Origin of the sequence: Micromonospora sp. NPDC004540 (assembly GCF_040610095.1) — a bacterium.
Classification (GTDB): domain Bacteria; phylum Actinomycetota; class Actinomycetes; order Mycobacteriales; family Micromonosporaceae; genus Micromonospora.
In genome coordinates, this window is the sequence record NZ_JBEXLR010000009.1 from 34,048 (window position 1) to 53,211 (window position 19,164).

The following is a 19,164-nucleotide window of genomic DNA, read 5'->3' on the forward strand; positions in this document are numbered from 1 at the left end:
CACGGTCCGGAAGTATTTTCACCGTAAAATAACTCGCGAGTAGGCGCTTACGCGGTAAATCGTCTACGCGCTAGAGGGATGATCGGACGGATTCCTCCGCCCGAGCTTCCACGTGTTGTCATCCCTTCGGCTTGACCTGCATCGATGCCCTCCCCATCGAGAGATTGAGCTTTATTCTGACTCCAATGTGAAGTCCTGGGGGGGATCATGATCACATTCACTGAACGCTGCGCGCCTGTCATCCATGGGGAAACATCAGCCCGCTGACATGGCTCAGCCGATGATCATCAATCGTTTCGGCGAGGTCGCGGCGCGTCACGGTGAACGTCCGGCCCTGCTCGGTGAGACCCACGAGGTCGCCTACGCCGAGTTGGCCGCGATGGCCGGGGGGCACGCGGCCGCGCTCGTCGCCGCCGGCATCCGACCCGGCGACCGCGTCGCCCTGCTCACCGCGCACGGCGCCCCGACCGTCGCGGCGCTGCTCGGCGCCCTCGCCGCCGGGTGCGCGTACGTGCCGCTGGACCCGGGCTTCCCGGTCGACCGGCTGCGCCACATGCTCGCCGCCGCCGGGGTCACCGCCGTCGCCTGCGCCGCCGAGCACCGCGAGCTGGCCGGGGAACTCGCCGGCGGGCGGACCGTGCTGCCGCTGGACCAGGTGCCGCCCGCCCCGCTGCGGCCCGTCCCGGTCGACCCGGACGCGCTGGCGTACGTGCTGTTCACCTCGGGCTCCACCGGGGTGCCCAAGGCCGTCGGGCAGACCCACCGCAACCTCGCGCACGTGGTCGACAACCAGATCGCCGCGCTGGCGATCGGCCCGGCCGACCGGCTCAGCCTGCTCGCCTCGTTCAGCTTCGACGCCGCCATCCCCGACCTCTACCCGGCGCTGCTCACCGGCGCCGCGGTGGTCCCCGTCGACCTGCGCCGGCACGGGCTCGCCCACGCCGTCGAGCAGCTCGACCGGCACCGGGCCACCGTGCTGCACTGCACGCCCACCGTCTACCGCTACCTGCTGGACACCCTCGGGGCGCGGCGCCTCGACACGGTCCGGGTGGTGCTGCTCGGCGGCGAGCAGGCCACCTACGCCGACGCGGCCCGCGGCCGGGACCGGTTCGCCCCCGACTGCCGGCTGGTCAACGGCTACGGCGCCACCGAGATGACCTTCGTGGCCCGGCACGAACTCGTCCTGTCCACGGTAGACCCGACCGCCGCCGGCCCGCTGCCGATCGGCACGGCGTTCCCCGGCTACCGGGTGGACCTCGCCCCGGACACCGGCGAGCTGGTGGTGCGCAGCCGGCACCTCGCCCCCGGCTACCTCAACCAGGACAGCGACCGGTTCAGTGTGGACGCCGACGGGGTGCGGTCCTACCGCACCGGCGACCTCGGCCGGCGGCTGCCCGGCGGCGAGCTGGTCTGCCTGGGCCGGCTCGACCGGCAGGTCAAGGTGCGCGGGCACCGGGTCGAGCTGACCGAGATCGAGGCCGTGCTCGCCGCCCAGCCCGGCGTGGCCGGGGCACGCGCCATCGCCCGCGACGGCGAACTGCTGGCGTACGCCCGCCCGGCCGGCGCCCGCCCCGACCCGGCCGCGCTGCGCGCCGCGCTCGCCGCCGCGCTGCCCGGCTACGCGCTGCCCCGGGCCGTCGTGCTGCTCGACGAGTTCCCGCTCACCGTCACCGGAAAGGTCGACGAGCGGGCACTGCCCGGGCCGGCGGCCGAGGTGCCGCCCGGGGAGGCGCCCGCCACCGACACCGAGCGGATCGTGCACGACATCTGGTGCGCCGTGCTGGGCCGCCCGGCGGTCGGCCGCACCGTCAGCTTCTTCGACGCCGGTGGGCAGTCCCTGCTGCTGGGCCAGGTGCAGCAGCGGCTCGCCGAGCGGTTCGGCGTACGCCTGCCCCTGCTGCGCCTCTTCGACCACCCCACGGTGGCCGCCCAGGCGGCGCTGCTCGACGCCCCGCCCGAGGCGGTCCGCGCCCCCGTGCTGCCCGCGCCGGCCGCGCCCGCCGCCGCGGCCCGCGAGTACACCGGCGACGAGATCGCGGTGGTCGGCCTCGCCGGTCGCTTCCCCGGCGCGCCGGACGTGGCCACCTTCTGGTGGAACCTGTGCACCGGGGTGGACTCGATCCACGAGCACACCGACGAGGAGCTGGCCGCCCTCGGCGTCGGGCCGGGGCTGCGCGGGGACCCCCGGCACGTGCGGGCCGTCGGCCGGCTCGACGGGGTCGCCGACTTCGACGCCGAGTTCTTCTCCTTCGGCGCCGACGAGGCCGCCCGGACCGACCCGCAGCACCGGCTCTTCCTGGAGACCGCCTGGGAGGCCCTGGAGGACGCCGGGCACGACCCGGCGCGCTTCCCCGGCCTGGTCGGGGTCTACTCGGCCACCTCCGCCAACCGGTACTTCCTGTTCCACCTCATGGACAACCCGGCCGTGGTCGGCGACGTCGACCCCGACGACTGGGAGGCCCGGCTGATCGGCCGGCAGTTCACCGACCACCTGCCCGGGCAGGTCGCCTACCGGCTCGGGCTCACCGGGCCCGCCCTGGCCGTGCAGAGCGCCTGCTCCAGCTCGCTGGTCGCGGTCTGCCTCGCCGCCCAGAGCCTCGCCGACTACCAGTGCGACCTCGCCCTGGCCGGCGGGGTGACCGTCACCTGGCCCCGGCACCGGCACACCCCTGGCGGGCTGGCCTCCCCGGACGGCCGGTGCCGCGCCTTCGCCGAGGGCGCCAACGGCTCCGGCTTCGGCTCCGGCGCCGGGGTGGTCGCGCTGCGCCGGCTCGCCGACGCGCAGGCCGACGGCGACCGGATCTACGCCGTCCTGCCCGGCTGGGCGGTCACCAACGACGGCGCGGACCGGGCCGGCTTCGCCGTGCCCGGACCGGGCGGGCAGGCCGCCGCGGTGGCGAACGCACTGGCCACCGCCGAGGTCGCCCCCGGCGAGGTGGGCCTGGTCGAGGGGCACGGCAGCGGCACGCCGCTGGGCGACGCCATCGAGGTCGCCGCGCTGCACGAGGTGTACGCCGGCGCCGCACCCGCCGAGACCTGCGCGCTCGGTTCGGTGAAGACCAACATCGGCCACCTCGACGCCGCCGCCGGCATCGCCGGGCTGATCAAGGCGGTGCTCTCCGTGCGGCACGGGGTGATCCCGCCGAACCTGCACTTCACCCGCCCGCACCCGGAGATCGACCTGGCCGCCGGCCCGTTCTACGTGCCCACCAAGGCGCGGGACTGGCCCGAGGGGCCGCGGCGGGTGGCCGGGGTCAGCGCCTTCGGCCTGGGCGGCACCAACGCGCACGTCGTGGTGGAGCAGCCGCCGCCGGCCGAGCCGGCCGACCCGACCGGCGACGGGCCGTGGCTGCTGCCGGTCTCCGCGCGCACCCCGGCGGCGCTGCGGGCCGCGCTGACCCGGCTGCGGGCCCACCTCGGCGGCGACGCCCCGGCGCTGCCCGTGGTGGCCGCCACCCTGGCCCTCGGCCGGCGGGCCTTCACCCACCGGGCCGCGGTGGTCGCCGCCGACCTGCCCGGCGCGCTCGCCGGACTGGACGCGCTGCTCGACACCGACGCCCGGATCGCCGGCGAGGGCGGCCCGCTGCGCGAGCTGGCGGCCGACTGGGTGGCCGGGCGGGACGTCGACTGGGACGCCCTGCACCCCGAGGGCACGGTCCGGCGCACCGGGCTGCCCACCTATCCGTTCCAGCGCCAGCGGTACTGGATCGACCCCGTGCAGAAAGGTCCGCGGTGAACTGGTTCGTCTCCGCCGGAAGCCGACCTCAGGCGCCGGTGCGGTTGTTCTGCCTGCCCTACGCCGGTGCCGGCGCGAGCGCGTTCCGGCGCTGGCAGGAGGGGATCGGCCCGGACGTCGAGGTGCTGCCGGTGCAGCTGCCCGGCCGGGAGAACCGGATCAACGAGGATCCGCGCTTCGACGTCGCCGAGGTGGCCGAGGCCGTCGCGGCCCGGGCCGACCGCCCGTACGCCCTCTACGGCCACTCGATGGGTGGCCGGCTCGGCTTCGAGGTGGTCCGCGAGCTGCGCCGGACCGGCCGGCCGCTGCCGCTGCGGCTCTACGTCGGCGGCGCCCGCGCCCCGCACGTCACCGCGCCCGGCCTCTTCGACGGTCTGTCCCGTGCCGACGACGAGGAGCTGCTGCGCCGGCTGAGCGACGGCGGCGGCCTCCCCGCCGAGCTGTTCGACCACCCGGAGCTGGTCGAGCTGCTGCTGCCGCTGCTGCGGGCCGACTTCGGCCGGGTGGACGACTACCGCTACGTGCCCGGCGAGCCGCTGCCGGTGCCGATCGTCGCGTTCGCCGGGCGGGACGACCGGGCGGTCACCCGCGAGCAGAACGCCGCCTGGGTTGAGCACACCGCCGCCGGGTTCACCCTGCACGAGCTGGCCGCCGGCCACTTCTTCCTGCACGACCGGCTCGCCGAGCTGCTCGCGTTCATCCGCGCCGACCTGACCGGAGCGCTCGGCGCCGCGACCACCCGCGTCGACGTGCCGGCCGCGGGCACGGCCCCGGTGCGCGCCGCCGGCCGCGGGACCGCCGGCAGCGCGCACCGGGTGCCGCTCGGCGACACCGCCTGGTCGGTGTGGCGCGACGCCATCCTGCGGACCACCGGCTTCCCGGCCGACGGCCTGGACCTGTTCACCGCGCCCCGGGCCGCCGCGGCCGCCGACGAGCTGCTCGCCACCGGCATCGGCGAGGACCGGTTCGACAAGGAGTTCGACGAGGCCGTCCGCGCCGCCGCCCAGCGGCTCAGCGAGCTGGCCGCCGACCCGCTGCTGCGCGAGGCGGTCACCTGGCAGAACCGGGGCGCCCTGGTGGCGCTGGACGGGCTGGCCCGGGGCGGCGCGGACGCGCCCCGCAACGTGCGGCGCCGGGACCGGGAGCGGGCCCTGCTCAAGTACTGGCAGCGCTACGGCGGCAAGAACGAGACGGTCGGCTTCTTCGGCCCGAGCTGCTGGGTGACCGTGGACCCCGACCAGCCGGCGACGGCCCGGATCCGCCCCGGCGCCGCGCTCACCCGCCGGCGCTGGGTCTGGTTCGAGTCCTGGGCGCTGGCCGCGTACGCCGAGCGGATCGGCGCCGACCTGGCCGTCCGCCGGTGGTGGCCGCCGGTGCTACGCCCGCACCTCGCGGTCCGCGACCGGACCGTGCTGCGCCCCGGCCGTCCGCCGGTGGCGCTCACCCCGGTGGAGGCCGCGCTGCTCGCCGCCGCCGACGGCCACCGCTGCGCCGCCGACCTGGTGGCCGACCCGGCCATCGGGCTGCGCCGCCCCGAGGACGGGTACGCGCTGCTCGACCGGCTGGTGGAGCGGGAGCTGATCAGCTGGGACGCGGCCCTGCCGGTCAGCCCGGACGCCGAGCGGGTGCTGCGCGAACGGATCGAGGCCGTCGGCGACGAGGCCGCCCGCGACACCGCCCGGGCCGGGTTCGACCGGCTGTGCGCCGCCCGCGACGCGGTGGCCGGGGCGGCCGGCGACCCGGATCGGCTGAGGGCCGCCCTGGACGCCCTCGACGCCACCTTCACCGAGCTGACCGGCGTCCCGGCCGTCCGCCGTGCCGGCCAGATGTACGCCGGCCGGACCATCTGCTACGAGGACAGCGCCCGCGACCTGGACGTGGTCTTCGGCGCGCCGCTGCTGGCCGAGCTGGCCGCCCCGCTGGACGTGCTGCTGCGCGCCGCCCGGTGGATGGCGAACGCCCTGGCCGAGGCGTACGACGAGGTGTTCCGGGGGCTCCACGAGGAGCTGCGCGCCGAGGCGGGCGGCGGTCCGGTGGCCCTGGCGGACCTGTGGTTCCTGGCCCAGGGTCTGTTCTGGGGCGGGGGTGAGCGGCCGGTGGACCTGGTCGCCGCCGACTTCGCCGCCCGCTGGGCCGGGCTGTTCGGGCTGGACGCGCTGCCGCCCGGCGCCACCGACGTGCGGCTGCGGGTGGCCGACCTGGCCGACCGGGTCGACGCGGTCTTCCCGGGCGCCCGGCCGACCTGGTCCAACGCCGTGATGCACAGCCCCGACCTGCAGATCTGCGCCACCGACGCGGCGGCGCTGGCCCGGGGCGAGTACACCGTGGTGCTCGGCGAGCTGCACGCCGCCTGGTCCTCGTTCGACTGCGCGGTCTTCACCCCGTCGCACCCGGAGGTGGAGCGGCTGCGTGCCGCGCTGGCCGCGGACATGGGCGAGCGGCGGGTCCGGCTGCTCTTCCCGAGCGAGTGGCCCCGCCGGACCAGCCGTACCTCGGAGTCGCTGACCGGGCCCACGGACCGGCACCTGGCCTTCCAGGACGCGCCGGGCGGGGACCCGGCCCGGGTGCTGCCCACCGTGGACCTCACCGTCACCGAGGTCGACGGCCGGCTCGTCGCCACCGCCTCCGACGGGCAGCGCTGGCCGCTCAGCGAGGTCTTCGCCGAGCTGTTCAGCGCGCACGCGGTCGACGGCTTCAAGCTGGTGGCCGCCGCGCCGTACACCCCCCGGATCACGCTGGACCGGCTGGTGGTGGCCCGGCAGACCTGGCGAACCACGGTGGGGGACAGCGGCCTGGCCCTGGCCACCGGTGAGCGGCAGCGCTTCCTGGCCGTCCGGGACTGGCGGCGCCGGCTCGGCCTGCCCGAGCAGGTCTACGTCAAGCTCGGCACCGAGACCAAGCCCTGCTTCGTGGACCTCGCCAGCCCGGCCTTCGCCAACATGTTCTGCGCCCTGGTCCGGGCCGCCCGGGTCGACGGCGGCGACGGCGTCTCGCTCACGGTCAGCGAGATGCTGCCCACCACCGACCAGGCGTGGGTGCCCGACGGCGCCGGCCGCCGCTACTTCAGCGAGCTGCGCCTGCACATCGTGGACACCCAGGGGACGGAGAACCGATGAGCCACCTGCTGCCACTGGGGGAGACCGGCTGGTCGGTCTGGCGGGACGTGGTGCTGCGCACCGCCGGGTTCCCGGCGGACGGGCTCGACCGGTTCGCCGCGCCGGAGGCGGCCGCGGTCGCCGACGCGGTGCTGGCCGGCACGACCAGCCCCGAACTGCTCGACAAGACGCTGCGCGAGGCGTTCGCCGGGTCCAGCGCCGTGGTCAACGAGATCGCCGCCGACCCGCTGCTGCGCGAGGCGGTCACCTGGCAGAACCCGGACATGCTGGTCGCGCTCGACGGCCTGCTGCGCACCGATCCCGAGGTGCGCAACGTCCGCCGGCGCAAGCGCGAGTTGAGCCTGCTGCGCTACTGGCAGCGCTACTGCGGCAAGGCGGAGACGATCGGCTTCTTCGGCCCGGTCTGCTGGGGGACCTTCGACCCGGACGAGCCGGGGATCCGGTTGTCGCCCGGCCCGTCGCTGGTCGACCGCCGGCAGGTGGTCTTCGAGGCGTGGGCGCTGATCGCGTACGCCGACCGGCTGGGTGACGACCTGGCGGTACGCCGCTGGTGGGCCCCCGCGCTGCAGCCCCACCTGACCGTCGAGGGACGCCAGCTGCGCTGGCCGCTGCACCCGCCGATCGCGCTGACCCCGACGGAGGCCCGGCTGCTCGCCGCCTGCGACGGGCGGACCCCCGCCCTCGAGCTGGCCGAGCGGATGCGCGCCGACGGTGACGTGCACCAGGCCGCCGACGTCTACCTGCTGCTCGACCGGTGGGTCGACCGGGGTCAGCTCAGCTGGGGCGCCAACCTGCCGGTCAGCCCGGAGGCCGAGCAGGTGCTCGCCGAGCGGATCGCCGCGATCGGCGACGAGGACGTCCGGGCCCGCGTGGCGGCCGACTTCGACCGCCTTCGCGCGGCGCGGGACGCGGTCGCGGCCGCCGCCGGCCACCCCGACCGGCTCGGTGCCACCCTGGCCGCCCTGAACACCGAGTTCACCGCCGTCACCGGCCGCCCGGCCACCCGCCACAGCGGCCAGATGTACGTCGGCCGCACCGTCTGCTACGAGGAGACCGGCCGGGACCTGGAGTTCACCGTCGGCGCGGCCGTTTTGGACGCGCTGGCCGCCCCGCTGGCCGTGATGCTCCAGACCGCCCGCTGGTTCACCGCGGAGGTCGGCACCGGCTGCGAGGAGGTCCTCGGGGAGCTGCACGACGAGCTGGCCGCCGACGGCCGGGTGCGGCTGGCCGACGTCTGGTCGCTGGCCCAGGGGACCCTGCTGGCCCCCGACGGTCCGATCGCCCGGGCGGGCGGGGCGTTCACCCGGCGCTGGGCGGAGCTGTGCGGCCTGCGTGACCTGCCCCCCGGCCAGACGGAGCTGCGGCTGCGCGCCGAGGACCTGGCCGAGCCGGTCCGGCGGCTCTTCCCCGCGGCGCGGCCCGGCTGGCCGTCGGCCCGGCTGCACAACCCGGACGTGCAGCTCGCGGCGGAATCTCCCGAGGCGGTCGCGCGCGGCGAGTTCCTGCTCGTCCTCGGCGAGCTGCACCCGGCCCACCCCGCCTACGACAGTGCCGTGCTCAGTCCGTTCCACCCCGATCCGGCGGCGCTGCGGGCGGCCTACGACACCGACCTCGGCCCCGCCCGGCTGCGGATGCTCTGGCCGGAGAGCTACCCCCGGCGGACCACCCGCACCACGTACGCCCTGACCGGGCCCGCGGACCGCCAGCTCGGCATCGACACCGCCCACGGCGCCGACGTCGACCGGCTGGTGCCGGCCACCGCGGTCACCGTCGAGCGGGACGGCGACCGGCTCGTCGCGGTCTTCCCGGACGGCCAGCGCTGGTCCCTCATGGAGGTCTTCGCCAGCCTGCTCGACGCGCTGCTGCTGGACGCCTTCAAGCTGCTGGACCCGGCTCCGCACATGCCCCGGATCACCATCGACCGGCTGGTGGTGGCCCGGCGCACCTGGCGCACCACGGCGGGCGAGTGCGGCCTGGCCGGGCACGCCGACGAGACCGCGCGCTACCTGGCGGTGCGCCGGTGGCGGGCCGCCGCCGGCCTGCCCGAGCGAGTGTTCGTCAAGGTGGGCACCGAGATCAAGCCCTGCTACGTCGACCTGACCGGCCCGCTGTACGCGCAGTCGCTCTGCGCCATGGTCGACGCCGCCCACCGGACCAGCCCCGACGTGCCGGTCGTGGTCAGCGAGCTGCTGCCCGCCCCGACCGAGGCGTGGGTGACCGACGCGCAGGGCCGGGGCTACGTCAACGAACTCCGCCTCCAGATCACCGACCCGACCGAGCACCGGGGAGACCACGGGTGACCGACATCCTGACCGTGAGCGCCGCGTACGGGGCGGAGCTGCCCTGGCCGGACGCGACCCTGGCCGACCTGGTCGCCGCGCAGGCCGCCCGGACCCCCGACGCGGTGGCGGTACGCCAGTGGGACACCCGGCTGACCTACCGGCAGCTCGTCGACCGGGCCGCCGGGCTGGCCGCCGCCCTGCGCGAGCGCGGGATCGGCCCCGGCGACCGGGTCGGGGTCTGCGGTGCGCGTACCCCCGACCTGGTGGTCACCGTGCTCGGCGTGCTGCTGGCCGGGGCCGCCTATGTGCCGCTGGAGCCGGGCGGGCCCCGGGAGCGGCTGCGCGAGATCGCCCGGGACGCCGGGGTCCGGGTGGTGGCCGGCGACGCCGCGCCGGCCGAGTTCGGCGACGAGCCCGGCGTCGAGGCGGTCGGGCTGCCCGGCCCGGCCCCGCTGGCGCCCTGCCCGGCCCGTCCCGGCGACCCGGCGTACGTGCTGTTCACCTCCGGCTCCACGGGCCGGCCCAAGGGGGTGCTCACCACCCACCGCAACGCCGTCGAGTTCGTCACCGGCGTCACCGCGCTGACCGGCGCCGACGCCTCGGTACGCAGCCTCGGCATCGCCTCGCTCGGCTTCGACGCGGCCACCATGGACCTGTTCGTGCCGCTGCTGCTCGGCGGCGCGGTGCAGCTGCTCGGCGTCGACGACCGGGCCGACCCCGTCCGGCTGGCCCGGTTCATCGCCGCGCACGAGGTGACCTGGGGGTTCATCACCCCGACCGTGCTCGCCCTGCTCGACCCGGCGGAGCTGCCGTCCTGGCGGGTGCTGCTCTGCGGCGGCGAGGCGGTCCCGGCCGAGCTGGTCGCCCGCTGGGCCCCCGGCCGGCGGTTCCTCAACGGCTACGGCCCGACCGAGACCACCGTGCTGGCGGTCAGCGGCGACCTGACCGCCGCCGACACCGACCCGGTGCCGATCGGCCGGCCCCTGCCCAACCACCGGGCCCACGTGGTGGACGCCGAGCTGCGCCCGGTGCCGCCGGGGGAGACCGGTGAGCTGCTGATCGGCGGTCCCGGCCTGGCCGACGGCTACCTCAACCGGCCCGGGCTGACCGCCGAGCGGTTCGTGCCCGACCCGCTCGGCGACCGGCCCGGTGAGCGGCTCTACCGCACCGGCGACCTGGTCCGCCAGGCGCCGGACGGCCGGATCGTCTACCTGGGCCGGACCGACCGGCAGGTCAAGGTGCGCGGCCAGCGGATCGAGCTGGGCGAGGTCGAGGCCGTGCTGGCCGGGCACCCCGGCGTCGACCGGGTCGCCGTGGAGGCGGTGCCCGGTCCGGCCGGCACCGAGCTGGTCGCCTTCCTCACCCCCGCCGACGCGCCCGGCGACGAGGCGCTGCGGGCGTACGCCGGGCCCCGGCTGACCACCGCGATGCTGCCGGCCCGGACGGTGCGGCTGGCCGCGCTGCCGGTCAGCCCGACCAGCGGCAAGCTGGACCGGCCGGCGCTGCGCGCCCTCGCCGCGGCCGCCCCGGAAGCGGGGGAGGAGGTCGACGGCGGCGATCCGGTCGAGACGGCGGTCCGGCGGCTGTGGACCCGGCTGCTCGGCGCGGCCCCCGAGCCGGCCAGCGACTTCCTGGCCGCCGGCGGCAACACGATCGCGGCCATGCGGCTGGTCGCCGCGCTCCGCGCCGAGCTGGGCCGCCGGGTCGACACGCGGGTGCTGTTCAGCGACCGCACCTTCGCCGCGCTGGTCGACCGGGTGCGGGCCGCCGCGCCCGCCGACGGCGACGGGCTGACCACCGGCAACCCGCCCACGCTCTCCCCGCCGCAGCGGCGGCTCTGGTTCATGGACCAGCTCGCCCCGTCCAGCGCGCCGTACAACATCGCCGTCGCGCACCGGCTGCGCGGGCCGCTGGACACCGCCGCGCTCGGCGCCGCGCTGCGCGCCGTGGCCGAGCGGCACGACGTGCTGCGCTGGCGGATCCCGCAGACCGGCGGGGTGCCGTACGCGGTCCGCGAGGAGCCGACCGACGTGGCCGTGCCGGTGGTCGATCTGACCGGCGCCGCCGACGCCGAGGCGGAGCTGGCCGGCATGCTCGCCGCCGGCGCCGGGCACTCGTTCGACCTGGCCACCGGGCCGCCCTGGCAGGTGACCGTCTACCGGCTCGCCGCCGACACCCACGTGCTCGCCCTGACCGTGCACCACGCGGTCTTCGACGGCTGGTCCGAGGCGCTGCTCTACGACGAGCTGGCCGGCGCGTACGCCCGGGCGGTCGCCGGTGCGCCGCCGGCCGGACCGCCGCTCCCCGCCACGTACGCCGACTACGCGGTCTGGCGGGCGGAGCGGGACCGGCACCGCGGCGCGGCCGACCTGGCCTGGTGGACCGACCACCTGGCCGGCGCCCCGACCGTGCTGGACCTGCCCCGCGACCGCCCCCGCCCGGCCGTGCAGACCTACGCCGGCGTCGAGGCCGCCGTGCGGCTCACCGAGGCGGCCGACCGGGCGGTGCGCGAGCTGGCCGCCCGGCGCGGCACCACGGTGGCGGCCGTGCTGCTGGCTGGCTTCGGCGAGCTGCTGCGCCGGCTCACCGGCGGCGACGACCACGTGCTCGGCGCGATCGTCGCCGACCGGCGGCTGGCCGCCTTCGACGACGTCATCGGCTTCTTCATCGACACCGTGCCGGTGCGGGTCCGCACCGGCGGGGCGAGCTTCGCCGGGCTGGTCGACCGGTGCGCCGCCGAGCTGCACGCGGTCACCGAGCACCCCGGCGCGCCGCTGGAGCGGATCGTCGAGGCGCTCGGCGTCGGCCGGGACACCTCCCGCGCCCCGCTCGTGCAGGTGCTGTTCAACGTGCTCAACTTCGTCCCGCCCCGGCTCGCGCTGACCGGCCTGACCGTCGAGCCGCTGCCGGTGCCGAAGCCCGGCTCGCCGTTCGACATCACCGTCTACGTGGTGGAACGCGACGGCCGGGCCGGCGTCGAGGTGGTGCACAACCCGGACCTGTTCGACGCCGCCCGGATCGAGGCGCTCCTGGCCGACCTGGCCGACCTGGTCGGCGCCCTCGCGGCCGACCCGGACGCGCCCGCCGACGAGGTCGCCCCCGAGCTGCCCCGGCCGGCCGTACGGGTGGCGGCGCTCGGCGCGATGACCGTGGCCGCCGCCGAGCCGGCCCGGGCTCCGCTGCCCGCCGGGCCCGACGCGCTCACCGCCACCGAGGAGCTGATCGCCGGCATCTGGCGGGAGGTGCTCGGCCGGGACCGGGTCGGGGTCGCCGACAACTTCTTCGACATCGGCGGCCACTCCATGGCCCTCGCCGCGGTGCACGCCCGGCTCGCCGAGGCCACCGGCCGCTCCCTCACCATGCTCGACCTGTTCCGCCACCCGACCGTGCGGGCCCTCGCCGCCAGCCTCGACGGCGCCGCCGACCGGCCGGAACTGGCCCGTGCCGCGTTGCGGGCCGCCGCCCGGCGCGGCCGCGTTCGCCGTACGCCACCCCGACGACCGAACCAGCCGTGACGCCGCAACCCTCCCCGACGCACCGCGTGAGCTAAGGACAACCCGGATGCAGAACGACATTCCCACCACCGACGACGGCATCGACCCGATCGCGATCGTCGGGCTGGCCGCCCGCCTACCCGGCGCGGCCGACGTCGACGAGTTCTGGCGCAACCTGGTCGACGGCGTCGAGTCGGTGACCGAGCTGACCCGCGAGGAGCAGATCGCCCGCGGCGCCACCCCCGAGGAGGTCGACGACCCCGGCTGGGTGAGCCGGGCCCCGCTGGTCGACGGCTACGACGAGTTCGACGCCGGCCTGTTCGGGATGACCGCCCGCGAGGCCGAGATCACCGACCCGCAGCACCGCCTCTTCCTGGAGACCTGCTACACCGCGCTCCAGGACGCCGGCTACGACCCGGCCCGCTACGACGGCGCGGTCGGCGTCTACGCCGGCACCGGCGGCAACACCTACCTGCACCGCAACGTGCTGCGCAACAAGCGGGTCGGCGGCAGCCCGCACGGGGCGGTCTCCCTCGCCACCGGCAACTCGCCGAACTACGTGGCCACCAACGTCTCCTACCGGCTCGACCTGCGCGGGCCCAGCCTCACCGTGCACACCGCCTGCTCCACCTCGCTGGTGGCGTTCCACCTCGCCTGCGAGGCGCTGCGCAACGGCGAGTGCGACATGGCCCTGGCCGGCGGGGTCAACATCGAGCTGCCGCACATCGGCTACCTCGGCATGGACGGCTTCACCTCCCCGGACGGCCGCTGCCGCCCGTTCGACGCCGGGGCCAACGGCACGGTGTGGGGCAGCGGCGTCGGGGTCACCCTGCTCAAGCGCCTCTCCGACGCGATCGCCGACGGCGACACCATCCGCGCCGTGGTGCTCGGCAACGCGATCAACAACGACGGCGCCGGCAAGGTCGGCTTCACCGCCCCCAGCATCGACGGGCAGATGGAGGCGGTCGCCCAGGCGGTCGGCCTGGCCGGCATCGACCCGCGCACGATCAGCTACGTCGAGGCCCACGGCACCGGCACGGCGCTCGGCGACCCGATCGAGATCGCCGCCCTCTCCGCGGTGTACACCAAGGACACCGACGACCGGGGCTGGTGCGGCATCGGCTCGGTGAAGTCCAACATCGGCCACCTCAGCCAGCCCTCCGGCATCGTCAGCGTCATCAAGACGGTGCTCGCCATGGAGCACGGCCTGATCCCGCCGACCATCAACTACGAGACCCCGAACCCGGCCATCGACTTCGCCGACACCCCGTTCTACGTGGCGAACACGCTGACCAAGTGGGACACCGACGGCGGGCCGCGGCGCGCCGGGGTCAGCTCGTTCGGCATCGGCGGCACCAACGCGCACGTGGTGCTGGAGGAGGCGCCGGCCGCGTACCGGACCGAGCGGCGGGTCCGCCCGGCGCACCTGCTCCAGGTCTCGGCGAAGACCCCGACCGCGCTGGACACGGCGGTCAAGCGCCTCGCCGACCACCTGGAAAGTGGCAGCGGAGGCGGCACCGAACTGTTTGGCGCCGCCGGAGGCGGCGCAGGACTGCTCGCCGACGTCGCGCACACCCTGCGGGTCGGCCGCCAGCACTACCCGCACCGCGCCGCCGTGGTTGCCACCGACCTGCCGTCCGCGGCGGCCGCCCTGCGCGACAAGCGCAAGGGCCACCGGGGTGCCCTCGACGGTCCCGCCCCGCGGGTCGCCCTCCTGTTCAGCGGCCAGGGCTCCCAGTACGCCGGCATGGGTGCCGAGCTCTACGCCGAGGACCCGGCGTTCGCGGCCATCGTGGACGAGTGCGCCGAGCTGCTCCGCCCCGAGCTGGGCCTGGACATCCGGGACCTGATCCTCGGCCGCGACCCGGAGGCGGGGGAGAAGCTCACCCAGACCCGCTACACCCAGCCCGCCCTGTTCACCGTCGAGTACGCCCTCGCCACCGCCTGGCAGCGTGCCGGCGTCGCCCCGGCCGCGATGATCGGTCACTCCATCGGCGAGTACGTCGCCGCCACGGTGGCCGGCGTGCTCAGCCTCCCCGACGCGCTGCGGGTGGTCGCCGCCCGGGGCCGGCTCATGCACTCGCTGCCGGCCGGCTCGATGCTCGCCGTGACGCTGGACGAGTCGGCGGTCGCCGACCGGCTGCCCGCGGGGCTGTCGGTGGCCAGCGTCAACGGCCCGGGCACCTGCGTGGTGGCCGGCGAGACGGCGCTGGTCGAGGAGTTCGCCGCGAGCCTGGGCGGCAAGAACAAGTCCAAGCTCCTGCGCACCTCGCACGCCTTCCACTCGCCGATGATGGACCCGATCCTCGACGAGTTCACCGCGCTGATGGCGAGCGTGCCGCTGCGCCCGCCGGCGGTGCCGTTCCTGTCCAACGTGACCGGCACCTGGATCACCGCCGAGCAGGCCACCGACCCGGCCTACTGGGCGGCGCACCTGCGCCGGCCGGTCCGCTTCGGCGCCTGCGTGGCGACGCTGCTCGCCGAGGGCACCTGGGCGCTGGTCGAGTGCGGCCCCGGCCGGCAGCTCGCCAACCTGGCCCGGATGCAGGTCGCCAAGGCGGCCGAGGCGCAGCGGAAGCTGACCCCGCTGGGCAGCCTGCCCGGGCCGGGCGAGCCCACCGGCGACCTGGCCACCCTGCTCGGCAGCGCCGGGGCGCTCTGGTGCGCCGGGGTGCCGGTGACCCTGGCCGCCGACCCCGACGCCCGGCGGGTGCCGCTGCCCACCTACCCCTTCGAGCGGCGCCGCTACTGGGTCGACCCGGACCCGGTGGAGCAGGCGGCGGCCCCGGTGGAGACCGGGCCCCGGCCGCTGCCGGAGTGGTTCGCCGTGCCGGTGTGGCGGCAGGCCGCCCCGGTCCGGACCGTCGTCCCGCTGGGCCGGTGCCTGGTGCTGGCCGACGGCCCGCGCGGCGAGGCGCTCGTCGCCGCGTTGCGCGCCGCCGGCGACGACCCGGTCGAGGTACGCGCCGGCGACGCCTTCGCCGCCACCGCCACCGGCTTCCGGCTGCGCCCCGGCGTCCGGGAGGACCACGAGGCCCTGGTCGCCGCGCTCGGCGCCGACCTGCCCCGCCGGATCGTGCACGCGTACGCCCTGGACGGAGAGCCGGCCGGCACCGACATCGCCGCGGCCTGGGCCGCCCAGGACCGGGGCTTCTTCAGCGCGCTGCACCTGGTGCAGGCGCTCGCCGGCGCCGGGCTCACCGCCGACGAGGAGGGGATCCGCCTCGACCTGGTCACCGCCGGCACCGGCGACGTCCGCGGCGACGACCTGGTCCGGCCCGAGCACGCCACCCTGGCCGGCCTGGCCCGGGTGCTCCCGGTCGAGCTGCCCGGGCTCGCCGTCCGGCTGGTCGACGCGGACACCGCCGCGCGCGGGGCCGCCGCGCTCGCGGCCGAGCTGCGCGGCCCGGCCGACCCCGAGCACACGGAGGTGGCGCTGCGCCGTGACCGCCGCTGGGTGGCCGGCTACGAGCAGGTCACCGTGGACGCCGAGGGTGACCCGGGCGTGCTGCGCGAGGCGGGCCGCTACCTGATCACCGGCGGTCTCGGCGGCATCGGCGTCACTCTGGCCGAGGACTTCGCCCGCCGGGCCCGCGCCAAGCTGGTGCTGCTGGCCCGCTCCGGCCTGCCCGAGCGGGACCACTGGGACGAGCACCTGGCGGTGCACGGCGGCGCGGACCGGGCCGGCCGGGCCATCGCGGCGATCCGCCGGATGGAGGCGGCCGGGGCCGAGGTGCTGGTGCTCGCCGCCGACGTCACCGACCCGGACGACCTGCGCCGGGTACGCGAGGCGGCGGTGTCCCGGTTCGGCGGGCTGGACGGCATCGTGCACGCCGCCGGCCTGCCCGGCGGTGGCATGGCCGAGATCAAGGAGCGGGCCGAGGCGGAGCGGGTGCTCGCCCCGAAGCTCGCCGGCACCCTCGCCCTGGCCCAGGTCTTCGGCGACCTGCCGCTGGACTTCGTGGTGCTCTGCTCCTCGATCACGGCGGTGATCGGCGGCTTCGGCCAGGTCGACTACTGCGCGGCGAACAACTTCCTGGACGCCTGGGCGCGCTCCGGCGCCGGCTTCCGCGCCCCGGTGGTGTCGCAGAACTGGGGCGGCTGGGCCGAGGTCGGCATGGCCGTGGAGACCAACGCGCCGGCCGCCTTCCGGGCCGCCGGGCGGGACACCGTCACCAGCCCGGTGGACCACCCGGTGCTCACCACGAAGGTGACCGGCCCGGACGGCACGCTGCTGCACGGCCTGGTCTCCGCCGCCACCCACTGGCTGCTCGACGAGCACCGGATCGGCGGGGTGCCGGTGGTGCCGGGCACCGCCCACCTGGAGTCGGTGCGGGCCGCGGTGACCGCCGCGCTGCCCGCCCCGGCGCCGGACGCCGCCGTGGAACTGCGGGACGTGGTCTTCCTGGAGACCTTCTCGGTGCCGGACGGCACGGTCGCGCAGTACCGGGTGGAGCTGACGCCGGCCGAGGACGGGGTGGACTTCACCGTGGCCAGCCTGGCCGCCGGCCAGCTCCGCACCCACGTGCGCGGCGCCGCGGGCTGGACCACCGAGCCCGCCCCGCCGGCCGGCACGCCCGCCGTCGCGGGGCGCCGGGTCGACGACGACGCCTCGTTCGGCCGGGGCCGCACCAGCATGCTCACCTTCGGGCCGCGCTGGGCCGCGCTGGCCGAGCACCACCTGGCCGAGGGGGAGGAACTGGCCCGGGTCGAGGCGCCCGCCGCCGCGCTCGGCGACCTGCCCTCCTGGGGGCTGCACCCGGCGCTGCTGGACGTGGCCACCGCGTTCGGTCGCGGCCAGGGCTCCGGCACCTACCTGCCGCTGTCGTACGGGCGGATCGTGGTGCGCGGGGCGCTGCCGGCGACCTTCCACAGCCACCTGCGGCACCGGCCCAGCGCCACCGAGGAGGTGGTCGCGGCCGACCTGTCGCTGCGCGACACCGAGGGCCGGGAACTGGTCGCCATCGGCGACTTCGTGCTCCGCAAGGTGGACCAGGGCGCCGTCACCGGCGGCCTCGCCGACACCCCGGCCGCCGCCGAGGCCGCGCCGGCCCCGGTCACCGAGGACATCCGGCCGGTCGACGGTGCGGAGGCGTTCCGCCGCAGCCTCACCGCCGGCCTGGGCGCGCAGGTGGTCATCACCACCCGCACCGTCGCCGACATCCGGCGGCGCTCGGCCCGGGTGACCACGGACAGGCTGGAGGCGGAGACCGACGCCCCGGCCACCGCGGCGGCCGGCACGGGCGGCGGCTCGGCCGCCCCCTCGACCGAGCTGGAGAAGACCATCGCCCAGGTGTGGCGGGACGGCCTCGGCGTGACCGAGGTCGGCGTGGACGACGATTTCTTCGCCCTGGGCGGCAACTCGCTGGTCGCGGTGCAGCTGATCGCCGCGATGCGCAAGGCCACCGGGGTGCGGCTGCCCATGCGCAGCCTCTTCGAGACCCCCACGGTCGCCGGGCTGGCCGCCCGGATCGAGGAGCTGCGGGCCAGCCGGCCCGACGACGAACCGGCCGCGCCGGCGGCGATCCCGGCCATCCCGCGGCTGCCCCGCGCCTGACCACGAGAACAGGAGACACCGCATCATGAGCGACACGATCGCCACGCTCCCGGTGGTCGTCGAGAACGACGGCCGGGCCCTGACCGACCTGATCGCGGCCCGCCGCGCCGAGCTCCGCGCCACCCTCGTCGAGCACGGCGGGCTGCTGTTCCGCGGTTTCGACGTCGGCGGGGTGGACGGCTTCGACGGGGTGGTCCGTGCCCTGTCCGGCGAGCCGCTGACCTACACGGAGCGTTCCTCGCCCCGGCACTCCATCAAGGGCCGGGTGTACACCTCGACCGACTACCCGCCGGACGAGGAGATCTTCCTACACAACGAGAACTCGTACCAGGCGCGCTGGCCGCTGACCCTGTTCTTCTACTGCATCACCGCGCCGGAGACCCAGGGCGCCACCCCGCTGGCCGACGTCCGCCGGGTCCACGACCTGATCGACCCGGCCGTGCGCGAGGAGTTCGTCCGGCGGCGCTGGATGCTGGTGCGCAACTTCCACGGCGACTTCGGCACCCGCTGGCAGGAGGTGTTCAACACCGAGAACCGGGCCGAGGTCGAGGCGTACGCGGCGGCCAACGGGATCACCGTGGAATGGGTCGGCAAGGACGGCCTGCGCACCCGGGCCGTGCGCGACGTGGTGCACCACCGGCCCGGCTCGGACACCCCGCGCTGGTTCAACCACGCCACCTTCTTCCACGTGAGCACCCTGCCGAAGGACTACCAGGAAGGGCTGCTGGCCATGTTCGGCGCCGACGGGCTGCCGTCGAACACCTACTACGGCGACGGCGCCGAGATCCCCGCCGACGTCATGGACCACCTGCGCGCCGCCTACCGGGCGGCCACCGTCCGCTTCGACTACCAGCGCGACGACGTGCTGGTGGTGGACAACATGACCGCCGCGCACGGCCGGGAGCCCTTCACCGGCCGCCGCAGGATCGCCGTGGCGATGGCCGAGCCGCACACCCCCGACACCCCTGGAGCGAACTGA

General features: G+C 76.4%; 6 protein-coding genes. All 6 read left to right on the forward strand.

Annotation, left to right across the window (positions count from 1 at the left end):
• Positions 1-280: 280 nt before the first annotated feature.
• From ABZV78_RS05110 to ABZV78_RS05135, 6 genes are read left to right on the forward strand one after another with little or no spacing between them, the layout of a single operon-like run.
• Positions 281-3,736, forward strand: a complete 3,456-nt coding sequence (locus tag ABZV78_RS05110) for an AMP-binding protein (RefSeq protein ID WP_355635485.1) — start codon at positions 281-283, stop codon at positions 3,734-3,736.
• Entirely contained in the window at positions 3,733-6,852 is a 3,120-nt protein-coding gene (locus ABZV78_RS05115; RefSeq protein ID WP_355635486.1) for a thioesterase domain-containing protein, read from the forward strand. The genes ABZV78_RS05110 and ABZV78_RS05115 overlap by 4 nt, the downstream gene beginning before the upstream one ends.
• A complete protein-coding gene (locus ABZV78_RS05120) occupies positions 6,849-9,152 on the forward strand; it encodes a lantibiotic dehydratase (protein WP_355635487.1) in 2,304 nt (767 codons plus the stop codon). Before ABZV78_RS05115 ends, ABZV78_RS05120 begins: the two co-directional genes overlap by 4 nt.
• The gene (locus ABZV78_RS05125; RefSeq protein ID WP_355635488.1) at positions 9,149-12,649 is read left to right on the forward strand and encodes an amino acid adenylation domain-containing protein; all 3,501 of its coding nucleotides are present in this window, start codon (positions 9,149-9,151) and stop codon (positions 12,647-12,649) included. The genes ABZV78_RS05120 and ABZV78_RS05125 overlap by 4 nt, the downstream gene beginning before the upstream one ends.
• Positions 12,650-12,695: 46 nt before the next feature.
• Positions 12,696-18,185: an SDR family NAD(P)-dependent oxidoreductase gene (locus ABZV78_RS05130; protein ID WP_355635489.1), complete on the forward strand. Its 5,490-nt coding sequence runs from the start codon at positions 12,696-12,698 to the stop codon at positions 18,183-18,185.
• Between the two features lie 25 nt (positions 18,186-18,210).
• Complete coding sequence (locus tag ABZV78_RS05135) at positions 18,211-19,164, forward strand: TauD/TfdA family dioxygenase (protein WP_355635490.1); 954 nt, start codon at positions 18,211-18,213, stop codon at positions 19,162-19,164.

Coding starts and splice junctions, on each gene's coding strand:
- ABZV78_RS05135 (WP_355635490.1), top strand. CDS start 18,211: ATGAGCGACACGATCGCCACGCTCCCGGTGGTCGTCGAGAACGACGGC.
- ABZV78_RS05110 (WP_355635485.1), top strand. CDS start 281: ATGATCATCAATCGTTTCGGCGAGGTCGCGGCGCGTCACGGTGAACGT.
- ABZV78_RS05130 (WP_355635489.1), top strand. CDS start 12,696: ATGCAGAACGACATTCCCACCACCGACGACGGCATCGACCCGATCGCG.
- ABZV78_RS05120 (WP_355635487.1), top strand. CDS start 6,849: ATGAGCCACCTGCTGCCACTGGGGGAGACCGGCTGGTCGGTCTGGCGG.